The following is an 18,510-nucleotide window of genomic DNA, read 5'->3' on the forward strand; positions in this document are numbered from 1 at the left end:
TCGACTACCGCCCGCCAGCCGAGTTTGAGAGGATGGCGGCTTAACGCTCCTATGCGTGGTCCTCAAATACCCGGCCACTACAGCCCTGCGCGCGACGCTTTCTGACGCTGGCGCTGCCTTCAAGACTACGCGCCAGCTCCCGGCCACCGCCTTGAAACATGTCGCGCGCGGGGCGCGCTCCTACTCGTCCTGCCAGCTACTCGTCTTGCCAGGCCTCGAGGGTGTCGGCGTAGCCGCCCAGCAGCTCCCACAGGGGGGCCTGCTTGTCTTCCGGGATCAGCGTGTATTCCAGGCCGATCTGGCGGGCGGACACCCGCGCGACGCACGCCTCCATATGAATGTGGAGGTCGTGGCCGAAGATCATGTCCAGCACCCAGGTCTGGCCGGCCTCGCCCCGCCAGCCCAGCGGACGACGAAGCAGTGCGCCGGTAGCCGAGATGTCGACCAGATCGGTCGGGTGCGCTTCACCGCCGCGACTCATGAGGACGGCACTGTGGACTTTCATGCGCGCGTGGCGATAGCGCGTTCCTTCCTTGTCAGACGACATCAACGTATTTGTCCATACCGGTTTAACGTCTGTACTCGTGGCAACGTGCATGAGTGCACCTCGACCGACTTACCTTGCGTGTCACAAACGGACACATTAGCGCAGTCGCAGGTTCCGCCCATCCTGTCGGCGTTCACTCGCTACCACGCGTTTTCAACACACCAGCGCGGACCAGCGCCCCGGCGCCAAAGCGGCCGTTTATCAAATCCTGTACGCCATCCGAAGGCTTTTTAGAAGCCGGAGCCGCGAACATATCCTGTTGCTCGTCGCCGCGCCGTGCATCGAACCCCGAAAGCGTCACCCCGAGCAGCCGCAAACGCGGCCGGGGGTGCTGGTCCCACCAAATGTGAAGCAAGCGGCGTGCCACTTCAAAGATTTCGGGGGTTCCGTTGCCGGGCACGGGAAGCTGGGCCTGTCGGCTGTGCGTCACGAACGGTGGCTCTCGCAGTTTTACCGAGACGGTCCGCGCCTCGACCGCCCTGCCCCTGGCTCGAGCACCGACCCGCTCGCACTGGCGCAGCAACCAGGCTTCCGCCACACCGAACTCCTCGACGTCGTACTCGAAGGTCCACTCCGAGCCGATCGATACCTCGGGTGCGTCCGTAACCACCGGGCGGCGGTCCTCGCCCTGACACAGCAACCGCAGCTGAGCGGCATGTCGCTCGCCCACGGCCTTGTTCAGACGCCATGCGTCGGAGCGGATCAGGTCGCCGATGGTGCGGATGCCGACCTTCTGCAGCGACTCTTCCGCCACCTTGCCTACCGTCCACATACGCCCTATCGGCAGGGGGTCCAGGTAACCGCGCACCTGATCGGGCGGGATGACGAGAAACCCGTCCGGCTTGGACAGCTCGCTGGCCAGCTTGGCGAGCAGCTTGTTGTGCGCCATCCCGACCGACGCATTCAGCCCGGTCCGCGCCTTGATGGTTTCCTTCACTCTGCGACCGATCGCCTCGATCGATGCGAAAAGTCTCAGGCTGGCGGTGACATCGAGGAAGGCTTCGTCGAGGGACAGGCCCTCGATCATCGGCGTGACTTCGGCAAAGACGCCGAAGACGATCGCGGAGATTTCCGCGTAACGGTCATGCCTGGGGAAGATGTAGACCGCGTCCGGGCAGCGCCGACGGGCCTCGGCGGTAGCCATGGCCGACCGCACGCCGTACTTGCGCGCCTCGTAATTACAGGTCGAAACGACGCCGCGGCGCCCCAGACCGGCGACGACCACCGGCTTGCCGATGAGCGTCGGGTCGTCCAGTTCCTCCACGGACGCGTAAAAGGCGTCCATGTCGACGTGGATGATGGCGCGATCGGGAGCAGGCATAAGGCGTATTGTGCCAAAACGATGAAGGACGGGCGTCTACACCCGCTGGACTTGCGCGGAAACAGGCGATACCCTGTGTCCATTCGGGTGAACTTATTCGGGCGTCACGCCCTCACCGGTCCGACAGACGGGACCGGCGGCGGACAGCTTCCGACGATTCTTCACAGGCGGTGACCCTCCTGGGGTGTCCAGCGGCAAAGCCTTCCGCTCGTCGGCGACGATGCGAGGCATGGCCGGGCGAGGTGGCGGTAAAGCCGCCGGACGGCATCGATTGTTGCGTTCCCGGTCGCACTCGCGGCCCTTCTGACGTGTGCCGATGACTAACGAGACAACCGACGTCCAGGTGGTCGAAAACATTCAGGGTGCCTTCGCGGGCATTCCGCAGCAACAGGAAATGCCCCTTGCGCTCGTGCGCGGGCAGCCGGTGCTGCAGATGCCTCAGGACCTGTACATTCCGCCGGACGCGCTCGAGGTCATTCTCGAATCGTTCGAAGGCCCGCTGGATCTCTTGCTCTACCTGATCCGCCGGCAGAACCTGGACATCCTCGACATCCCTGTCGCCGAGATCACCCGGCAGTACATGGACTACATCGAGATGATGCGCGAGGTGATGCGGCTCGAGCTGGCGGCGGAATACCTGCTGATGGCCGCGATCCTGGCGGAAATCAAATCCAGACTGCTGTTGCCACGGCCGCCCGCCGAGGAAGGACTGGAGGAGGATCCCCGCGCCGAACTGGTCCGTCGGCTGCAGGAATACGAACGCTTCAAGAAGGCCGCGGCGGATATCGACGAACTGCCCCGGCTGGAACGCGATACGGCGGTGGTCCACGCCTTCGTCGGCGAGCACAACGTGGTGCGTGTGCCGCCGCCGCTGGACCTCAGGGAGATGTTGCTCGCGCTCAAGGATGTGCTCGGCCGTGCCGACCTGTTCACCCACCATGCGATCCAGCGCGAACCGCTCAGCGTTCGTCAGCGCATGGGTGACCTGCTCGGCACGCTGAGTGAAGGCGGCGGTTTCCGCCGGTTCGAAACGCTGTTCGACGTCAGCGAAGGCCGACTCGGAGTCGTGGTCACCTTTCTGGCCATGCTCGAGCTCGCAAAGGAAATGCTCGTCGAGATCGTTCAGGAAGAGGCCCTCGGGCCGATCTACCTGAAAACGAAGGTACAGACGGAGGCCGCGCGCGACGAAGCGCTCGCCTGACCCAAGCACGCATCCGAAAGGCCTATGCAACCCGAACAACTCAAACCCATCGTGGAAGCGGCGCTTCTCGCGTCGACCCAGCCGATGACGGTCGCGCAGTTGAAGGCGATCTTCGTCGACGAGGATGAAGTGACCGACGACGACCTGGTCGTGGCGCTTAAGTCCCTGACGCATGACACCGACGGTCGCGGCGTGGAACTGATGGAGGTCGCCACCGGCTGGCGCTACCAGGTCCGCCGCGACGTTCATCCCTGGGTTTCGCGGATGTGGGCCGAAAAGCCGAGCCGCTACTCCCGCGCACTGCTCGAGACGCTGGCACTGATCGCTTACCGCCAGCCCATTACCCGCCCGGAGATCGAACAGATCCGCGGCGTGGTGGTTTCCTCGAACATCATCAAGACGCTCGAAGAGCGCGAATGGATCCGCGTCGTCGGACACCGCGACGTTCCCGGCAAGCCGGCGTTGTTCGGCACCACCCGGCTGTTCCTCGACTACTTCAACCTGAAGTCGCTCGATGCCCTGCCCCCGCTCTCCGAGATCCGCGATCTGGAAGAGCTCAACCCCCAGCTTCGCCTGGGCGATGCGGACGGCGTTCCCGCCAAGGCGGCGATGCCGACCGATCTGCCCGTCGACGTGGACGACGACGAAAGCCTGACGAATACCGAAGACGACGATGATGTCGTGGCCGAAGCCACGACGATCGAAGACACCGCCGCGGAGACCGCGCCCCCCGAGGGCGACGATGTCGAAGTCGCGACCCAGCTGCCAGCCGGCGACGATGACGTCGCCGCGGCTTCCCCCACTGCCGAAGAGGCAGAGAACCCCGAAGGCGACGTCGAAGACGACGACGCCGGCAAAGATACCGAGGAGTCACGCGCATGAATGCGCCGCAACGTTCCCTACTCAGCCTGAAGCGCGGCGAGAGCCGCACCACCGAAGACGGTCCGCAGCTCGAAGAGCGCCTGCACAAGGTCCTGGCCAACGCCGGCCTTGGCTCCCGCCGGATGCTCGAACAACGCATCCAGGCCGGCGAAGTCGAAGTCAACGGCACCGTCGCCACCATCGGCGCCAGCGTGCATGCCGGTGACCGCGTGGTCCTGGACGGCAAGCAGTTCGTCGTCGCCACCGACAACCGCAACGACGCCGAAGTGCTCGTCTACCACAAGCCGGAAGGCGTGGTGACCACCCGCGAAGACACCGAAGGCCGCCCCACCGTGTTCGAACAGCTGCCGCGCCTGAAGGGCGCGCGCTGGGTCGCCGTGGGTCGCCTCGACATCAACACCACCGGCCTGCTGCTGCTCACGACCGACGGCGAACTCGCCAACGCGCTGATGCATCCGAAGAGCGGCCTCGAGCGCGAATACCTCTGCCGCGTCCACGGCGAAGTGCCGGACGAGACGATCGAGCGCCTGAAGGCCGGCGTGGAGCTGGAAGACGGCCCCGCCCGCTTCGACGAAATCGCCACGATCAGCCGCGGCGGCAGCCACAGCTGGTTCCGCGTCACCATCCGCGAGGGCCGCAACCGCGAAGTCCGTCGCCTGTGGGACTCGGCCGGCTTCCTCGTCAGCCGCCTGAAGCGCATTCGCTACGGCACCGTCGAACTGCCGCGCGCCCTGCGCCGTGGCGACTGCGAGTCGCTCGACGAAACCGCCATCAAGGAACTGCGCGAGCGTTCGGGCCTGGGCGCACCCGCCCCGGTGCTGACGCTGAGCGCCGTGGTGCACCAGCGCCGCGCGCCGCGCCACGTCACCGAGTACAAGCCCAATGCCGGCGGTGCCAGCGCGTGGAGCTCGGCACGTCATGACGAAGCCCGTGAGCTAACCGCTTTCGATCGTCTGCGCGATGACAATCCGCGCGGCGGCCGTGGTGGTCGTGCCGGCGGTGCCGGTGGCCGTGGCGGCGCTCCGCGTCGCGAGGTCAACGGCAACATCGATCGTCCGGAGCGCGGCAACGCCGCGGGTGGCCAGCGTAAGCGTCGCGTCGCCCCGGGCCAGGAACTGCCGGGCGTGCGCACGTGGTTCGCGGGCGACTCGCGCACCGGTGGCGGCCAGGGCAATGCCGCAGGCAACAGCACGGGCAACCGTGGTCCGCGTCCGGGTGGCCGCGCTGGCGGCAATACCGGCAACGCCGGTGGCGGCGGTGGCTACGGCAACCGTTCGGCCGGTCCGGGCGGCAGCCGCACGGGCGGTCCGCGCACCGACGGCAATCGTGCCTCTGGCGGCGGTCGTGCCGACGGCAACCGCGCTTCGTCCGGCGGTTCGCGCTTCGAGGGCGGCGGTAATCGCGCCGCTCCGGGCGGCGGCGCCCGCTTCGAAGGCGGCGGCAACCGCGGCGGTCGTCCCGGTGGCGGCGGTAACGCAGGCAACCGTGCCGGCGGCGGCGGCAATCGTACCGGCGGCGGCCAGCGCCCCGGTGGCGGCGGCAATCGCGGTCCGCGTCCGGGTGGCGGCGGCAATCGCAGCGGCGGCGGTGGCGGTGGCGGTGGTAACCGTAGCGGCAACCGCTAAGCGCTAAGCGCCAAACGCTCGTGTAGGAGCCAGCCCTGCTGGCGATTCAGGTCTCCGGCGAGATTGATTCGCCAGCAGGGCTGGCTCCTACAGAAGCCGTCTGCCGGACGGCTTTACCCTCCTGCATCGGGTCAGCGGTGCCGTTCGACCAGCTTCTTCGCCACCGCGTCGAAGCCGATACCGCGGGCACGCAGTACCACCATCAGATGAAACACCAGGTCGGCCGCTTCGCCGATCAGGGCGTCGTCGTCCTCGGCGACGGCGGCGAGCGCGGTTTCCACGCCTTCCTCGCCGACCTTCTGCGCGATACGCCGGATGCCCCCCTCGAACAGCGTCGTCGTGTAGCTGCCCTCGGGCCGCTCCGCATGCCGCGACGCGACCAGCGCGTCGAGCTCTCCCAGAAAACCGAGCGACGGCGCCACGTCATCGCCGAAACAGCTTGTCGTGCCGTTGTGGCAGGTGGGCCCGGCCGGCACCGCACGCACGAGAAACGTGTCCGCGTCGCAGTCCAGACGCACGTCGACCAACGTCAGCGTATCGCCTGACGTCTCGCCTTTCGTCCACAGACGCTGCTTGCTGCGGCTGAAGAACGTCACGAGACCCACCTCGCGCGTCTTCGCCAGGGCGGCCTCATCCATGTAACCCAGCATCAGCACCTCGCCGGTCCGCGCATGCTGCACGATGGCCGGGAGCAAACCGTCGCCCTTGGCGAAATCCGGTGTCGTCGTCTCGCTCATAGTCTTACCTCGATACCCTGCGCACGCAGTTCGCGCTTGAGCGCGGGAATGCCGATGTCGCCACTGTGGAAGACGCTGGCGGCGAGTGCCGCGTCGACGTCCGCAAGACGGAACACCTCGGTGAAATGATCCGGCGCGCCCGCGCCACCCGACGCGACCAATGGCACGCGACTCAGTGCGCGCGCGGCGGCCAGTTGTTCGATGTCATAACCCCGGCGCACCCCGTCGGTGCCCATGCAGTTCAGCACGATTTCGCCCGCACCCAGCGCCTGCACTTCCTCGATCCAGTCGAGGGTGCGTTTGCGCAGCGCTTTCGTACGCGACGGATCGCCCGTGTACTGGCGCACACGCCACTCCCCGTCGTCATCGCGCAGGCTGTCCACGCCGACGACCACGCATTGCACGCCAAAGGCGTCGGCGATTTCGGCGACCAGTTCAGGGCGCTCCAGGGCCGGCGAGTTGATGGAAATCTTGTCGGCACCCGCATGCAGCACGTCACGCGCGTCATCGACGCTGCGGATGCCTCCGGCCACGCAGAAGGGAATATCGATTTCGCGCGCCACGCGTTCGACCCAGTCGCGATCCACACGGCGGCCTTCCGGGCTCGCGGTGATGTCGTAAAACACAAGCTCGTCGGCGCCCTCATCGCGGTAACGCAGTGCGAGCTCGACGATCTCGCCGACCACCACGTGATCGCGGAATCGCACCCCCTTGACCACCTGCCCGTCGCGCACATCGAGGCAAGGAACGATACGACGGCTCAGCATGATGCGTTCGCCTTCTCGGCGGTCACGAAGGCATCGGACAGGGCGAACGCCCCTTCCAGCAGCGCACGCCCGAGAATCACGCCGGAGACGTCCTGCAGCGCGAGCGTGGCGATATCTTCCAGCGAACGGACTCCGCCGGAGGCCTGCACATCCATGCCCGGCGCCAGCGTCGCCAGGTGGCGATACAGCGCGAGATTGGGCCCGGTCATCGTGCCGTCGCGGTCGATGTCCGTGCACAGCAGGTGGCGCGCACCGGCGGCGCGATACCAGGGCACCAGGTCGTCGAGCGTGCGCTCCTCGTCGGCGGTCCAGCCCGCACTCGGCAGCTTCCACAGGCCATCGCGGAAACGCGTATCCAGCGCCAGCACGATGCGTTCCGCGCCGTAGCGACCGATCCATGCGGCGACGGTTTCAGGATCGCGCATGGCGATGCTGCCGACCACGACGCGCTGTACGCCGGCGTCGATCAGGCGACGGACACCGTCTTCATCACGCACGCCACCACCGGCCTGTACGCGTAGACGTCCGCTGGAAGCGATACCCGCGAGGGTGGAAAGGTTCTCGAAGCGGCCCGTGCGGGCACCATCGAGGTCGACCACGTGCAGCCACGAAGCGCCCTCGTCGGCGTAATGCGCGGCAAGCGCTTCAGGCTCGAAGGCGAAGGTCGTCTGCTGGGCATAGTCACCCTTGAACAGACGCACGACTTTGCCTTCGCGCAGATCGATGGCAGGAATGGGAAGTGTCATAGCGAGAGAAAATTCCGCAGGAGCTGGGCGCCGACACCGGCCGAACGCTCGGGATGGAACTGCATACCCATGAAATTACCGGACGCGACGACGGCGGAGAACGGGGTCCCGTGCTCGCTCGACGCCAGCGTGTAATCGCCCGTGGGCACGGCGTAGCTGTGGACGAAATACGCGGTGTCGCCTTGCCTCAGACCGGCCGTCAGACGATGATCGCCGGTCGCCACCAGAGTGTTCCAGCCCATGTGCGGGACACGTAAACCCGGCTGCTCCGCGAAGCGACGCACCGTCGCGGGAATCATGCCCAGGCACTCCGTGTCGCTTTCCTCCGAACGGGCACACAGCAGCTGCATGCCGAGGCACACGCCAAGCACCGGCTGAGTCAGCCCGCGCATGACATCGACCAGGCCCGCCTCGCGCAGCATGCGCATGCCGGGAGCCGCCGCACCCACGCCCGGCAGGATCACGTGCGTGGCGTTACGGATGCGACTCGCGTCGGAGGTCAGTTCGGCATCGGTGCCGAGACGCTGGAGCGCGTACCGCACCGAACCGATATTGGTACCTCCCGCGTCGACGAGGACCACGCGCATCAGAGACTCCCCTTGGTACTCGGCAGGTCCGCACCCTCGCGACGGATCGCCTGGCGCAGCGTACGCGCGACCACCTTGAAGCAGCCTTCGACCATATGGTGCGCGTTATCGCCGTGCACGGTGAGGTGCAGGTTGGCGCCCAGCGTCTCGCACAGCGAACGGAAGAAGTGCGGCACGAGCTCGGTAGGCACATCGCCGACGCGCTCACGCGGGAACTCGCCTTCGAACACGAAATACGGACGCCCCGACAGATCCAGCTCAGCGCGCGCCGCGCTCTCGTCCATCGGCAACGCGAAGCCGTAGCGGCCGATGCCGCGCTTGTCGCCCAGGGCCTGCTTCAGAGCCTGCCCCAGCGCCAGCGCGGAGTCTTCGATGGTGTGGTGTTCGTCGATGTGGGTGTCGCCATCGCAGCGTAGCTGCAGGGCGAAGCCGCCGTGCTTGCCGATCTGTTCGAGCATGTGATCGAAGAAGCCCAGACCCGTGTGAATCTCCGGATCCGCCACGCGGTCGAGATCGACCGACACGCGAATCGACGTTTCTTTCGTCTTGCGCACGACCTCGGCGGTACGCGGCGCATCGAGCAACGCGTGCGCCAGCTCGGCCCAGCTCATGCCCTCGGGACCGACGCGGAGACCCCGCACGCCCATGTTCGCGGCGAACGCCAGATCGGTCTCCCGATCCCCGACCATGGCCGACTGCGCACGGATCCAGCCGTCGTCCGCCAGCCAGTGCCGTGCGAGACCGACACCCGGCTTGCGCGTATCGAGATTTTCATGAGCGAAGCTGCGGTCGATCAGCTGCTCGCGAAAGGTAATGCCCTGCGAAGCGAGAATACGCAGCAGCAACGCATGCGGACCATCGAACGAGGCCTGTGGGAAGGCATCCGTCCCGAGCCCGTCCTGGTTGGTGACCATCACCAGTTCGTAGCCGGCCGCGACGCAGCGCTGAAGCGCGGCGATTACGCCCGGCAACAGCGCCAGCTTTTCGTAGCTGTCGATCTGCTGGTCCGCGGGCTCTTCGATGAGGCAGCCATCGCGGTCGACGAAGAGGATCTTGCGGCTCATGCCCCGGCTCCCAGCACGGCAAGCACGCGGTCGTTCTCGTTGCCCGTGCCGATGGTGATGCGCAACGCGTCGCCGAGGCCCGGGTATCTCGTGATGTCGCGCACTACGACACCGGCGGCGAGCAGGCGGCGATAGGTACCCGCCGCATCGTCGAAGCGTACAGCGAGGAAGTTCGCGTGCGACGGGAGGACTTCACGCACACCCGGCTGCGTGGCGAGCGCCCTGGCCATCCGGGCGCGCTCGTTGAGCAGTTCGTGCACGTGATGGCGCTGCACGCGGCGTCCTTCGTACGACAGCGCCGCCAGCGCCGCGTCCACGCACGGGGACGGCAGCGGATAAGGCGGAATGATCCGGCGAAGCAGGGCCACGACCTCGGCCCGTGCGATCAGGGTGCCGACTCGCGCACCTGCCAGCGACCAGGCCTTGGACAGGGTTCGCAGCACGGCGATGTTGTCGAAGTCGTCGATCAGCGAGGCGGCGCTGCGCGTGCCGCTGAACTCGAGATAGGCCTCATCGACCACCAGTAACGCCCTGCCCTGCAGCTCGCGGGCCAGGCGTTCGATGGTGGCGAGTTCGACCAGGTTGCCGGTGGGGTTGTTCGGCGAGCAGACGAAGACGAGCTTCGTTGTGTCGGTGACGGCGGCGAGCAAGGCGTCGGGATCGAGCTTGCCGGACGCATCCAGCGGCGATTCGATCACCCCGGCCGCCTGCACACGTGCGCAGACGGCATACATGCCGAACGTCGGCGGCGAGATCGCGATCGAGTCCTGACCTGCCCGGCAGAACGCGCGGACCAGCAGGTCGATCGCTTCGTCGCTGCCCCGGGTGACCAGCAGGCGCTCGCTGGTGCTGCCGTAAAGATCGGCGAGCGTTTCGACGAGACCGCGCGGCTGCGGGTCGGGATAACGATTCAGGCCTTCGCCGCCCGGCACGTTCGGCGAACGTGCCGACTCATTGGCGTTGAGCAGCACCGTACCTCCCTGCGCTTCCATGCGGGCGCTGGAATACGGCGTGATGGCACGGATATCGGGACGGGCGAGATCGAGCACGCTCATGCGACGGCATCCATAACGGCAAGGCGCAGGGTCACCGCGCGACGATGGGCTTCGAGTTGTTCCGCTTCGGCGAGGATCGCCGCACACGGACCGATGTTGCGCAGGCCTTCGGCGGTGACTTCCTGCACGGTGACCTGTTTCTGGAAGCTGCCCACGGAGACACCGCTGTAGCTGCGCGCGTAGCCGTAGGTCGGCAGGACATGGTTGCTGCCACTGCAGTAGTCACCGACGGATTCGGGCGTCCATTCGCCGAGAAAGACCGAGCCGGCGGATTCGACGTCGTCGAGCAGCGCCCGCGGTTCGGCCGTCTGGATGATCAGGTGCTCAGGCGCGTAGCGGTTGCTTACCTCGACGGCTTCCGCGAGATCGCTCACGAGGATCAGGCGACTCTCGTACAGCGCCATGGCGGCGACCTCGGCGCGCGGGAGTTCCCGGCGTTGACGCTCCACCTCCGCCTCGACGCGGTCGAGAAGACCGGCCGACGGACTGACCAGCAAGACCTGAGAGTCCGGCCCATGCTCTGCCTGCGACAGCAGGTCGGCGGCAACGAAGCGCGGGTCGGCGCCGGCGTCGGCGATCACCAGTACTTCCGACGGGCCAGCGGGCATATCGATAGCGGCACCGGAGGGATCGCCGGCCGCCTGCAATTTGGCTTCGGTCACCCAGGCATTGCCGGGACCGAACAACTTGTCGCAACGCGGAACGGACGCCGTGCCATAGGCCATCGCGGCGATCGCCTGCGCGCCGCCGAGCTTGTAGACGCGGTGCACGCCCGTCGTTTTCGCCGCGAACAGCACGGCATCGTCGCAGCGGCCGTTCGCCTGCACCGGCGTGCACAGCACCACATCGCGGCAACCGGCGATGGCGGCGGGGACGCCGAGCATGATCGCCGTCGACGGCAGCGGCGCGCCACCGGCCGGAACGTACAGGCCAACGCGGCGAATGGGACGAAGCACGCGTTCGACGCGTACGCCCGGCGCCGTATCCACACCGACTTCGGTCGGTGCGGCGGCACGGTGGAAGGTGTCGATACGTTCCGCGGCTTCGCGCACCGCCGCTTTCAGTTCAGGCGACAGACGCGCTTCCGCCGCGGCGAACTCCGCCTCGGTGACCGCGAGGTCGTCGAGCGTCGTGCCGTCGTAGCGTGCGGTGAGTTCGCGCAGCGCATCGTCACCGCGGGCGCGCACGTCGGCGATGATCGCCTCCACACCATCACGCAGTTCCGCCGCGCGGGACTGCGCCGGGCGGGCGAGCGCGGCGTCGCGGCCATTTTCGTCGAGGGTCTTCCAGTCGATCCGTTTCATGCCAGCATCTTCTCCACCGGCAGCACCAGCATGTCGCGGGCACCGGCGCGTTTCATGTCTTCCAGCTGGCGCCAGCTCACCGAGCCGGCACACAGCGCCTGCAGCACGACCTGATCGGGCGAGCCGTCGACCTGCGTGAGCGTGGGCACCGGCGTCCCTGGCAGGAGGCGGGTGATCTCCGCCAGCGCGGCGCGCGGCGCCTGCATCAGGATCAGGCGCGAGTCGCGCACCTGGATGACGCCATCCAGGCGACGCAGCAGCAGTTCGGCGATCTCGCCGCGCTCGTCCAGCGGCAATTCCGCGTGGCCGGCGAGGACGGCTTCGCTCTCGATCACCACGGCGGTCTCGCGCAACTGGTTCGCGACCAGCGTCGCGCCACTGGAGACGAGATCGCAGATGGCGTCGGCGGTGCCGAGGCGCGGCGCGATTTCCACCGAGCCATTGAGCATGACGACTTTCGCATCCACGCCGTGCGCGCGCAGCCATTCGCCGGTCAGCCCGGGGTATGACGTCGCGATGCGCTGTCCTTCGAGCTGCGCCGGGCTTTCGTATGCGTCTTCCTGCGGCACGGCGATGGACAGACGGCAGTGACCGAAACCCAGTGAGCGCAGTTCGTCGATGCCCGTGCCGGCCTCGGGATTGGACAGCTGAAATTCGCGCAGGACATTGCGACCGACGATCCCGAGGTCGCACACGCCTTCGGCGATCAGGCCGGGAATGTCGTCATCGCGAACGAGCAGGAGGTCCACCGGCTCGCCTTCGCCGAAGCAGAACAGCTTGTCACGGCTCTGGCGGAACTTGAGGCCGCAACGGGCCAGCAACTCCTGCGCGGGCTCCGTGAGGCGCCCCGATTTCTGCATGGCGATGCGCAGTCGATCACGCGGCTTCATACGGCACTCCCGGCATTACGGCGGGCGGCGGCGGCCATATAGCCCCCGCTGCCCTGGTTGAGGTACCGGGCGACCCGGCCAATGGTGGTGATGCTGACGGCCGTGCGCTCATGGATTTCGCGGTACGAACGGCCCTCGAGCAGGAATGGCACCACGCGCCAGCGATCGACCATGACTTCGATCTCGGCCGGCGTGCAGAGGTCATGCAGAAAGGCTCGCATCTCCTTGATCGTGGCCAGGCCGGCCAGGGCTTCGCACAGGCTGGTTTCCGCCGAATCGGCGGGCGTCTCAGGGTCGAGTGAGCGACGCTTCATAGTGTACTAATGCGTTAATACGATAACGCATCCTAACTTGAGCAACCGGTTCGTGGCAAGCGCCGACAGAGAATTGCGCTTTTCTTCCATATACCGCATCGCAGCACCCGGCCAACATGGCGGCCATCTCCAAGCCGTGAGCCTTATCCATGCGTAGTACCGTGATCATCGCGGACGACCACCCGGTCGTGGTCGCGGGGGTCGAAACCGTGCTGAAGTCGCATCGCTACGACATCGTCGCGCGCGTCCACAACACCGACGCCCTCTTCCACGCCCTGGCCGATTACCCGTGCGACGTCGTCGTGACGGACTTCTCCATGCCCGAAGGCAGCCGCCCGGATGGCATGCCCATGATCCGGCGCATCCGTGCGATGCGTCCGGACACCGGCATCGTCGTACTCACCATGCTGTCGAACACGGCCATGCTGCGCAGCCTGCTCGACGCGGGCGTGGCGGCCATCTTCGACAAGCGCACCAATCTGCGCGACATCCCGGTCGCCGTGCATGCGGCCAACGTCGGGCGCTCCTACCTCAGCCCGGCCATCCGCCGGCTCTTCCACGAGGCGGACTGCGCGGCGGCGCAGGAAGAAGAACTCGCCACCCGGCTGTCCCCCCGTGAAATCGAGGTGCTGCGCGGGTACGCGCAGGGCTACCAATTGCCCGAGATCGCCTCGGCCATGGGTCGCAGCATCAAGACGATCAGCCGGCAGAAGCGCTCGGCCATGAGCAAGCTGGGCCTCGTCAACGACGCCCAGCTCTATCATTACCTGGCCGGCATCCGCGCCGACAAACTCGACGACTGGTCCCCGACAGACGAGGCCGCCGCCAGCCTCAACTTTTTCCCGCCGTGATCAGGCCGCGGCGACGAGACGCCCGGAGGCCACCAGTTCGCACATCAGGCGGACTTCGCCATCCATCGCACGATCGCGCTGCATGAAGGCGATGTGCTGGCGAAGAGCCGCCAGTGCCTCGCGCACGGCGACACCGCCATGGAAATCCTCGGCGACAGCGAGGGCGTCCATCAGCGCGCGCACTTCGGTTTCGAAGCGCGCGTAGTGCGGCGAGTCGGTACGCGGCGCTCCCGCGATTTTCGACGCCAGCGCCTGCCAGTCACCGCGCATCGCAAGGGTACGCGCGGCGTTGAGCATGTCCTGGCGGTATTCGAGCGCCTGCGCGGCGGTATACAGCTCCATCGCCAGCACGTGGCCGAGGTCCTCGGTCATCTCCAGCACGTGACGGGTCTCGTTGGCACCCATGGACACGTGGTCTTCCGCGTTGGCGCTGGTCGGCACCGAATAGACGGAGGCCGGGTGCGCGCGCGTGGCGAGGTCGTTGACCAGCGCCGCCGCGGTGTACTGCACGATCATGAAACCGGAATCCGTGGCGTCTTCATTGCCGATCAGGAAGGCCGGCAGGCCGTCGTTATTCGCGGGATCCACCAGCTTGGCGGTCCGACGCTCCGAGATCGAGGCGAGTACCGGAATCGACGCCTTGACGTAGCTCATCGCCAGCGCGAGTGGCATGCCATGGAAGTGACCGGCGGAAATCACCTGATCCTCGATGACCTCGGCGTTCTCGGCATCGGGGAAGACCAGCGGGTTGTCGGTGACGGCGTTGAGCTCGACGTCGAACACGCGACACGCCTGCTCCCACGCGTCGCGCACGGCACCATGCACCTGCGGCGCACAGCGCAGGCAGTACGCGTCCTGCGGCTGATGCTTCTTGCCGCCCTTGAACGGGAGGAAGCGGGAGTAGAACGCTTCCTTTCCATGCCTCTGCGTGGCCGGCACCCAGTCCCAGCCGATGTCGAAGCGATACGCCTGGTCGGCGGGATCCGCCCACGAGTCCGACAGCCACGGACGGAAGCGCGGCACCATGTGGTACGCGATGTCCGCCAGCGTCGAACCTTCGAGCAGACCGCGTATGTTACGTGCCGCCGCCACCTGCCCCGGATGGGGGCGCAGCGCATGCACCTGTTCGGCGTAAGCGCCCGTACGGCCAGCGAACGCGTCGAGCGTCATCGCGGCCGCCAGGTCCGCCGTGCGGATCAGCATGTCCATCGTGTCGAGCGCGAGCACGCCCGTGGCCAGCATCTGCGTCGTGCCGTTGTTGAGCGCAAGACCTTCCTTGAAGGACAGACGCACCGGCTCGAGACCGGCACGCTTCAGCGCCTCGGCACCGGGCAGGCGCTCGCCCTGATAAAAGGCCTCACCACCACCCAGCAGCACGATGGCCAGATGCGACAACGGAGCCAGGTCGCCACTGGCGCCGACGGATCCCTTCTCCGGGATCACAGGGATGACGTTGCGGTTGAGCAGCTCGGCCAGCGCACGCAGGGTTTCCACGCGAATGCCGGAGTGTCCCTTCATCAGCGTGTTGACGCGGATGGCGAGCATCGCGCGCACGACGTCTTCAGCGAAGGGCTTACCCACGCACACCGCGTGGGTGATGATCAGGTTGTGCTGCAGTTCTTCCAGCAACGTGCCTTCGCGCGGCTCCGGATTACCGCCGGGCAACTCGTCGCGCACGCGATGCGCACCGAGCAGCTTGTCGGCATTGCTGCCGAAGCCCGTGGTCACGCCGTAGATCGGCTCGCCGCCACCGACCTTCTCGGCGAGAAAGTCGGCCGCGCGCCTGACCTTCACCAGCTGCGCGTCGTCGAGACGAATCGAAGCGCCGTGGCGAGCGATAGCGGCGACCTGGGCGCGCGTGAGGCTACGTCCGTCGAGAAGAATGCTGCTGGTCATGGGGAATGCCGTGCGGTGGGGGGTATGAGAAAGCTCAGCGACCGATTTCGGCCTGGGCCAGTTCGACGCGCAACGTCTTGACCAGGTCGGCGCGAGCCACCTCGAACTGATCTTCGCGACGAAGATCCTTCACGGTGACCACGCCCTTCGCGATCTCGTCTTCGCCCAGCACCACGACGAAGCGAATGCCCGCCCTGTCCGCGTACTTGAACTGCTTGCCGAGCTTGCCGCCCTCGAGCACGACCTCGGTGGCGATGCCCGCGTTGCGCAGTTCCGTCGCGACGGCGAGATAGGTCGGCAACTGCGCCGCGTCCATCTGCGTCACCAGCACGTCCACCGTGCTCTGCGCGGTCGAGATCAGGCCGGCGTCACGCAGCTGCCAGTAAAGACGCGTCAGGCCGATCGAGATGCCGACGCCCGGCAGATGCGACTTCGTGTACTGACCGGCCAGATTCTCGTAGCGCCCACCCGAGCAGATCGAACCGATGCCGGGATGATCGTTGAGCGTGGTCTCGTAGACCGTCCCCGTGTAGTAATCGAGGCCGCGGGCGATCGACAGGTTCAGTGCGAAATGCGTCTCCGGCACGCCGAAGTCGCGGATCATGGTCAGGACTTCCTTCAGCTCGGCCCTGCCCTGCTCGAAGGTTTCCGAACCGGCACCCAGCGCGTCGAGATGCGCGAAGGCGTTGTCGACCGAGGTGGAACGTACCTGGACGAAGGCGAGAATCTTCGTCGCCACGTCGGCCGACAGGCCGAACGCCTCACCGGTCAGCGTGTCGCGCACATAGTCCGGACCGCGCTTGTCGAGCTTGTCGACTTCGCGCAGCACGAGCATCTGCTGCTCGGCGTCGGCGATGCCGAGGTTTTCGAAGTAACCGCGCATCAGCTTGCGGTTATTCAGCTGGATGGTGAACGGACCGATGTTGAGGTCGCGGAACACGCTGTAGATGACCGCCGGAATCTCGGCGTCGTAACGCACCGACAGCGAGTCCTTGCCGATCACGTCGATGTCGCACTGGTAGAACTCGCGGAAGCGTCCGCGCTGCGCGCGCTCGCCGCGATAGACGCGCTGCATCTGGTAGCGACGGAACGGGAAGCTGAGGTCGTGCTCGTGCTCGGCCACGTAGCGCGCCAGCGGCACGGTGAGGTCGAAACGCAGCGCCAGCTCGGGTACGCCGCCCTTGTCCTTCTCCGCCGCCGCGCCCAGCGCACCGGTGGACTGCACGAAGTAAACCTGGCGCTCCGTCTCGCCGCCGGTCTTGGTCAGCAGCACATCGCTGTGCTCGATCACCGGCGTCTCGATCGGCAGGAAGCCGAATTTCTCATAGTTACGGCGGATCGTGTCCAGCATGCGCTGAAACGCGATCTGATCGAGCGGCAGGAGCTCGAGGACACCGGGCATGGTGCGGGCCGGGGTGAGTGCCATGCAATTCCTCTTCGGACAGGCTTATACGGAGGCCGCCACGCGGCAGCCGCATAGATTAGCAGATGGCCACAGCCCGCCCCGGTAGGCAATGCGTGAAAAAAGTTGAAGCGACCTGTTGCCATTGATCGGGAGCATGGCTAATATACGCGGCTCCCGTCGGGGTGTAGCTCAGCCTGGTAGAGCGCTACGTTCGGGACGTAGAAGTCGCAGGTTCGAATCCTGTCTCCCCGACCAATGAATTCGTTCATTATGAAAACGCCGGCCTAGTGCCGGCGTTTTTGTTTGCGCGGGATCCGGCCTGCGAACGACCCGCAGGCACAGCCGCCTGGCGATCCGCGTCAGTAGGCGACGGCGAAGGCGTGCGTCACGGCGCTCATCGCCTCACGCCAGCGCACCTCCAGTTCCGGCGTGAGCTGATCGTCACGCTCACGTACCGCCTGCAGCAGACTGTCGAGCCAGTACGCGTAGTACTCCGGCGGTACCGGCGCCCTGCCCGTGCGGGCATGGACGCGGATCATCTCATCGACCGGGCGTTTCGCCATACCGTCGCCGGCGGCCCAGGAGATCGCCAGGCTGATGCCGCGGCGCAGGGCCATGTGTTGCTTCTGGAAGTCGGTCGTGGCGAACAGGAGCGCGAGGCCGGGGTCGCGGGACAGGAGTATCTCGTAGAAGCGCCCGATGAAACCGCGCGTGCGCAGGCAGCGACCGTAGCTGACCTGAAGGTCGTCGTATCCGGAGGACATGGGAGGCTCGCTTTGGACAAAAGCTGCGAGCTTAGAAAGGTGCGGCGCGGGCTGCCCCGACCTCGGTCAAATTATGGGGCGCGAGGGTCACGGGTCGCGCGCGGGGCGCGCTCCTACATGACTCTGGAAACGGTGGTCTGGAAACGCAAAACGCCCCGTTAGGGGCGTCTTGCGTAACTGGCGGAGAGTGAGGGATTCGAACCCTCGATAAGGCTTTTGACCCTATACTCCCTTAGCAGGGGAGCCCCTTCGGCCACTCGGGCAACTCTCCGGGATGTTTCGTAAAGGACCTGCCTTCACGAGCCGGCAAGGATACTTAACCTTGGTCGACTCGTAAAGCCTCAGACCTTACTGGTCGTGGTCGTCCCCGGAATGGCCGCCGGCGTCGCCTTCGTTCTTGATGCGCTGGTAAATCTCTTCGCGATGGACTGCGACATTTTTCGGTGCATTGATGCCGATGCGCACCTGGTTACCTTTGACACCCAGAACGGTGACGGTCACCTCGTCGCCGATCATCAGGGTTTCACCGACCCGGCGGGTCAGAATCAGCATGA

Annotated in this window: 19 protein-coding genes and 2 tRNA genes; 5 read left to right on the forward strand and 16 right to left on the reverse strand. The window is 66.3% G+C overall.

Annotation, left to right across the window (positions count from 1 at the left end; all coding sequences use genetic code 11):
* Positions 1–196: 196 nt before the first annotated feature.
* Positions 197–547, reverse strand: a complete 351-nt coding sequence (locus J2X57_RS16535) for a PilZ domain-containing protein (RefSeq protein ID WP_043693093.1) — start codon at positions 545–547, stop codon at positions 197–199.
* A 133-nt stretch (positions 548–680) separates the two neighbouring features.
* Positions 681–1,868 (reverse strand): DNA polymerase IV, encoded by a 1,188-nt coding sequence (gene dinB / locus J2X57_RS16540; RefSeq protein ID WP_309868830.1) that lies wholly within the window; start codon positions 1,866–1,868, stop codon positions 681–683.
* A 394-nt stretch (positions 1,869–2,262) separates the two neighbouring features.
* Between dinB and J2X57_RS16545 the strand changes: the two genes are divergently transcribed.
* Genes J2X57_RS16545 through J2X57_RS16555 form a run of 3 tightly spaced genes read left to right on the forward strand, consistent with a single transcriptional unit; the run spans position 2,263 to position 5,576 of the window.
* Positions 2,263–3,069, forward strand: a complete 807-nt coding sequence (locus J2X57_RS16545; protein WP_176167901.1) for a ScpA family protein — start codon at positions 2,263–2,265, stop codon at positions 3,067–3,069.
* 24 nt (positions 3,070–3,093) lie between these two features.
* On the forward strand, positions 3,094–3,951 hold the full coding sequence (gene scpB / locus J2X57_RS16550) for an SMC-Scp complex subunit ScpB (RefSeq protein ID WP_309868832.1): 858 nt from the start codon (positions 3,094–3,096) through the stop codon (positions 3,949–3,951).
* Complete coding sequence (locus J2X57_RS16555; protein ID WP_309868834.1) at positions 3,948–5,576, forward strand: pseudouridine synthase; 1,629 nt, start codon at positions 3,948–3,950, stop codon at positions 5,574–5,576. Before scpB ends, J2X57_RS16555 begins: the two co-directional genes overlap by 4 nt.
* A gap of 131 nt (positions 5,577–5,707) precedes the next feature.
* On the opposite strand, the gene hisIE is transcribed toward J2X57_RS16555, so the two are convergent.
* The 9 genes from hisIE to J2X57_RS16600 are packed head-to-tail and all read right to left on the reverse strand — an operon-like array spanning position 5,708 to position 13,040.
* Positions 5,708–6,313: a bifunctional phosphoribosyl-AMP cyclohydrolase/phosphoribosyl-ATP diphosphatase HisIE gene (hisIE, locus tag J2X57_RS16560; RefSeq protein WP_309868836.1), complete on the reverse strand. Its 606-nt coding sequence runs from the start codon at positions 6,311–6,313 to the stop codon at positions 5,708–5,710.
* Positions 6,310–7,080, reverse strand: coding sequence for an imidazole glycerol phosphate synthase subunit HisF (gene hisF, locus J2X57_RS16565; RefSeq protein ID WP_036114622.1), 771 nt, complete (start codon positions 7,078–7,080; stop codon positions 6,310–6,312). Before hisF ends, hisIE begins: the two co-directional genes overlap by 4 nt.
* Positions 7,074–7,826, reverse strand: coding sequence for a 1-(5-phosphoribosyl)-5-[(5-phosphoribosylamino)methylideneamino]imidazole-4-carboxamide isomerase (gene hisA / locus J2X57_RS16570; RefSeq protein ID WP_079523001.1), 753 nt, complete (start codon positions 7,824–7,826; stop codon positions 7,074–7,076). Before hisA ends, hisF begins: the two co-directional genes overlap by 7 nt.
* Positions 7,823–8,413, reverse strand: coding sequence for an imidazole glycerol phosphate synthase subunit HisH (gene hisH / locus J2X57_RS16575; protein ID WP_308851853.1), 591 nt, complete (start codon positions 8,411–8,413; stop codon positions 7,823–7,825). Before hisH ends, hisA begins: the two co-directional genes overlap by 4 nt.
* Complete coding sequence (hisB, locus tag J2X57_RS16580; protein WP_036114631.1) at positions 8,413–9,477, reverse strand: bifunctional histidinol-phosphatase/imidazoleglycerol-phosphate dehydratase HisB; 1,065 nt, start codon at positions 9,475–9,477, stop codon at positions 8,413–8,415. The genes hisH and hisB overlap by 1 nt, the downstream gene beginning before the upstream one ends.
* On the reverse strand, positions 9,474–10,532 hold the full coding sequence (gene hisC / locus J2X57_RS16585; protein ID WP_309868838.1) for a histidinol-phosphate transaminase: 1,059 nt from the start codon (positions 10,530–10,532) through the stop codon (positions 9,474–9,476). Before hisC ends, hisB begins: the two co-directional genes overlap by 4 nt.
* Positions 10,529–11,836, reverse strand: a complete 1,308-nt coding sequence (gene hisD, locus J2X57_RS16590) for a histidinol dehydrogenase (RefSeq protein WP_308851851.1) — start codon at positions 11,834–11,836, stop codon at positions 10,529–10,531. Before hisD ends, hisC begins: the two co-directional genes overlap by 4 nt.
* Complete coding sequence (gene hisG / locus J2X57_RS16595) at positions 11,833–12,726, reverse strand: ATP phosphoribosyltransferase (RefSeq protein WP_036114639.1); 894 nt, start codon at positions 12,724–12,726, stop codon at positions 11,833–11,835. Before hisG ends, hisD begins: the two co-directional genes overlap by 4 nt.
* Positions 12,723–13,040: a YerC/YecD family TrpR-related protein gene (locus J2X57_RS16600; protein WP_309868840.1), complete on the reverse strand. Its 318-nt coding sequence runs from the start codon at positions 13,038–13,040 to the stop codon at positions 12,723–12,725. Before J2X57_RS16600 ends, hisG begins: the two co-directional genes overlap by 4 nt.
* A 149-nt stretch (positions 13,041–13,189) precedes the next feature.
* Here J2X57_RS16600 and J2X57_RS16605 point away from each other — a divergent pair, with 149 nt between their 5' ends.
* Positions 13,190–13,891 carry a response regulator gene (locus J2X57_RS16605; protein WP_051943797.1) on the forward strand — a complete coding sequence of 234 codons (702 nt, stop codon included), beginning with the start codon at positions 13,190–13,192 and terminating at the stop codon, positions 13,889–13,891.
* Here the strand turns inward: J2X57_RS16605 and J2X57_RS16610 are convergent, their stop codons facing one another.
* On the reverse strand, positions 13,892–15,787 hold the full coding sequence (locus J2X57_RS16610) for an aromatic amino acid lyase (protein WP_309868843.1): 1,896 nt from the start codon (positions 15,785–15,787) through the stop codon (positions 13,892–13,894).
* 34 nt (positions 15,788–15,821) lie between these two features.
* A complete protein-coding gene (hisS, locus tag J2X57_RS16615) occupies positions 15,822–17,213 on the reverse strand; it encodes a histidine--tRNA ligase (protein WP_308851850.1) in 1,392 nt (463 codons plus the stop codon).
* 157 nt (positions 17,214–17,370) lie between these two features.
* Here hisS and J2X57_RS16620 point away from each other — a divergent pair.
* A tRNA-Pro gene (locus tag J2X57_RS16620) sits at positions 17,371–17,447 on the forward strand.
* Between the two features lie 104 nt (positions 17,448–17,551).
* Here J2X57_RS16620 and J2X57_RS16625 read toward each other — a convergent pair.
* The 3 genes from J2X57_RS16625 to csrA all read right to left on the reverse strand — a co-directional run bounded on the left by J2X57_RS16625 (position 17,552) and on the right by csrA (position 18,508).
* Entirely contained in the window at positions 17,552–17,956 is a 405-nt protein-coding gene (locus J2X57_RS16625; protein WP_308851849.1) for a globin, read from the reverse strand.
* Positions 17,957–18,134: 178 nt separating this feature from the next.
* Positions 18,135–18,227 (reverse strand) — tRNA-Ser (locus tag J2X57_RS16630).
* Positions 18,228–18,304: 77 nt separating this feature from the next.
* Positions 18,305–18,508 carry a carbon storage regulator CsrA gene (gene csrA, locus J2X57_RS16635; RefSeq protein WP_036114720.1) on the reverse strand — a complete coding sequence of 68 codons (204 nt, stop codon included), beginning with the start codon at positions 18,506–18,508 and terminating at the stop codon, positions 18,305–18,307.
* Between the last annotated feature and the right edge of the window lie 2 nt (positions 18,509–18,510).

This window comes from Luteibacter sp. 1214 (assembly GCF_031455395.1).
Classification (GTDB): Bacteria; Pseudomonadota; Gammaproteobacteria; order Xanthomonadales; family Rhodanobacteraceae; genus Luteibacter; species Luteibacter mycovicinus.

Coding starts and splice junctions, on each gene's coding strand:
- hisS (WP_308851850.1), bottom strand. CDS start 17,213: ATGGCACTCACCCCGGCCCGCACCATGCCCGGTGTCCTCGAGCTCCTG.
- J2X57_RS16545 (WP_176167901.1), top strand. CDS start 2,263: ATGCCCCTTGCGCTCGTGCGCGGGCAGCCGGTGCTGCAGATGCCTCAG.
- hisA (WP_079523001.1), bottom strand. CDS start 7,826: ATGACACTTCCCATTCCTGCCATCGATCTGCGCGAAGGCAAAGTCGTG.
- J2X57_RS16605 (WP_051943797.1), top strand. CDS start 13,190: ATGCGTAGTACCGTGATCATCGCGGACGACCACCCGGTCGTGGTCGCG.
- hisD (WP_308851851.1), bottom strand. CDS start 11,836: ATGAAACGGATCGACTGGAAGACCCTCGACGAAAATGGCCGCGACGCC.
- csrA (WP_036114720.1), bottom strand. CDS start 18,508: ATGCTGATTCTGACCCGCCGGGTCGGTGAAACCCTGATGATCGGCGAC.
- J2X57_RS16625 (WP_308851849.1), bottom strand. CDS start 17,956: ATGTCCTCCGGATACGACGACCTTCAGGTCAGCTACGGTCGCTGCCTG.
- J2X57_RS16600 (WP_309868840.1), bottom strand. CDS start 13,040: ATGAAGCGTCGCTCACTCGACCCTGAGACGCCCGCCGATTCGGCGGAA.
- hisC (WP_309868838.1), bottom strand. CDS start 10,532: ATGAGCGTGCTCGATCTCGCCCGTCCCGATATCCGTGCCATCACGCCG.
- dinB (WP_309868830.1), bottom strand. CDS start 1,868: ATGCCTGCTCCCGATCGCGCCATCATCCACGTCGACATGGACGCCTTT.
- hisF (WP_036114622.1), bottom strand. CDS start 7,080: ATGCTGAGCCGTCGTATCGTTCCTTGCCTCGATGTGCGCGACGGGCAG.
- J2X57_RS16610 (WP_309868843.1), bottom strand. CDS start 15,787: ATGACCAGCAGCATTCTTCTCGACGGACGTAGCCTCACGCGCGCCCAG.
- J2X57_RS16555 (WP_309868834.1), top strand. CDS start 3,948: ATGAATGCGCCGCAACGTTCCCTACTCAGCCTGAAGCGCGGCGAGAGC.
- hisG (WP_036114639.1), bottom strand. CDS start 12,726: ATGAAGCCGCGTGATCGACTGCGCATCGCCATGCAGAAATCGGGGCGC.
- hisIE (WP_309868836.1), bottom strand. CDS start 6,313: ATGAGCGAGACGACGACACCGGATTTCGCCAAGGGCGACGGTTTGCTC.
- hisH (WP_308851853.1), bottom strand. CDS start 8,413: ATGCGCGTGGTCCTCGTCGACGCGGGAGGTACCAATATCGGTTCGGTG.
- scpB (WP_309868832.1), top strand. CDS start 3,094: ATGCAACCCGAACAACTCAAACCCATCGTGGAAGCGGCGCTTCTCGCG.
- J2X57_RS16535 (WP_043693093.1), bottom strand. CDS start 547: ATGTCGTCTGACAAGGAAGGAACGCGCTATCGCCACGCGCGCATGAAA.
- hisB (WP_036114631.1), bottom strand. CDS start 9,477: ATGAGCCGCAAGATCCTCTTCGTCGACCGCGATGGCTGCCTCATCGAA.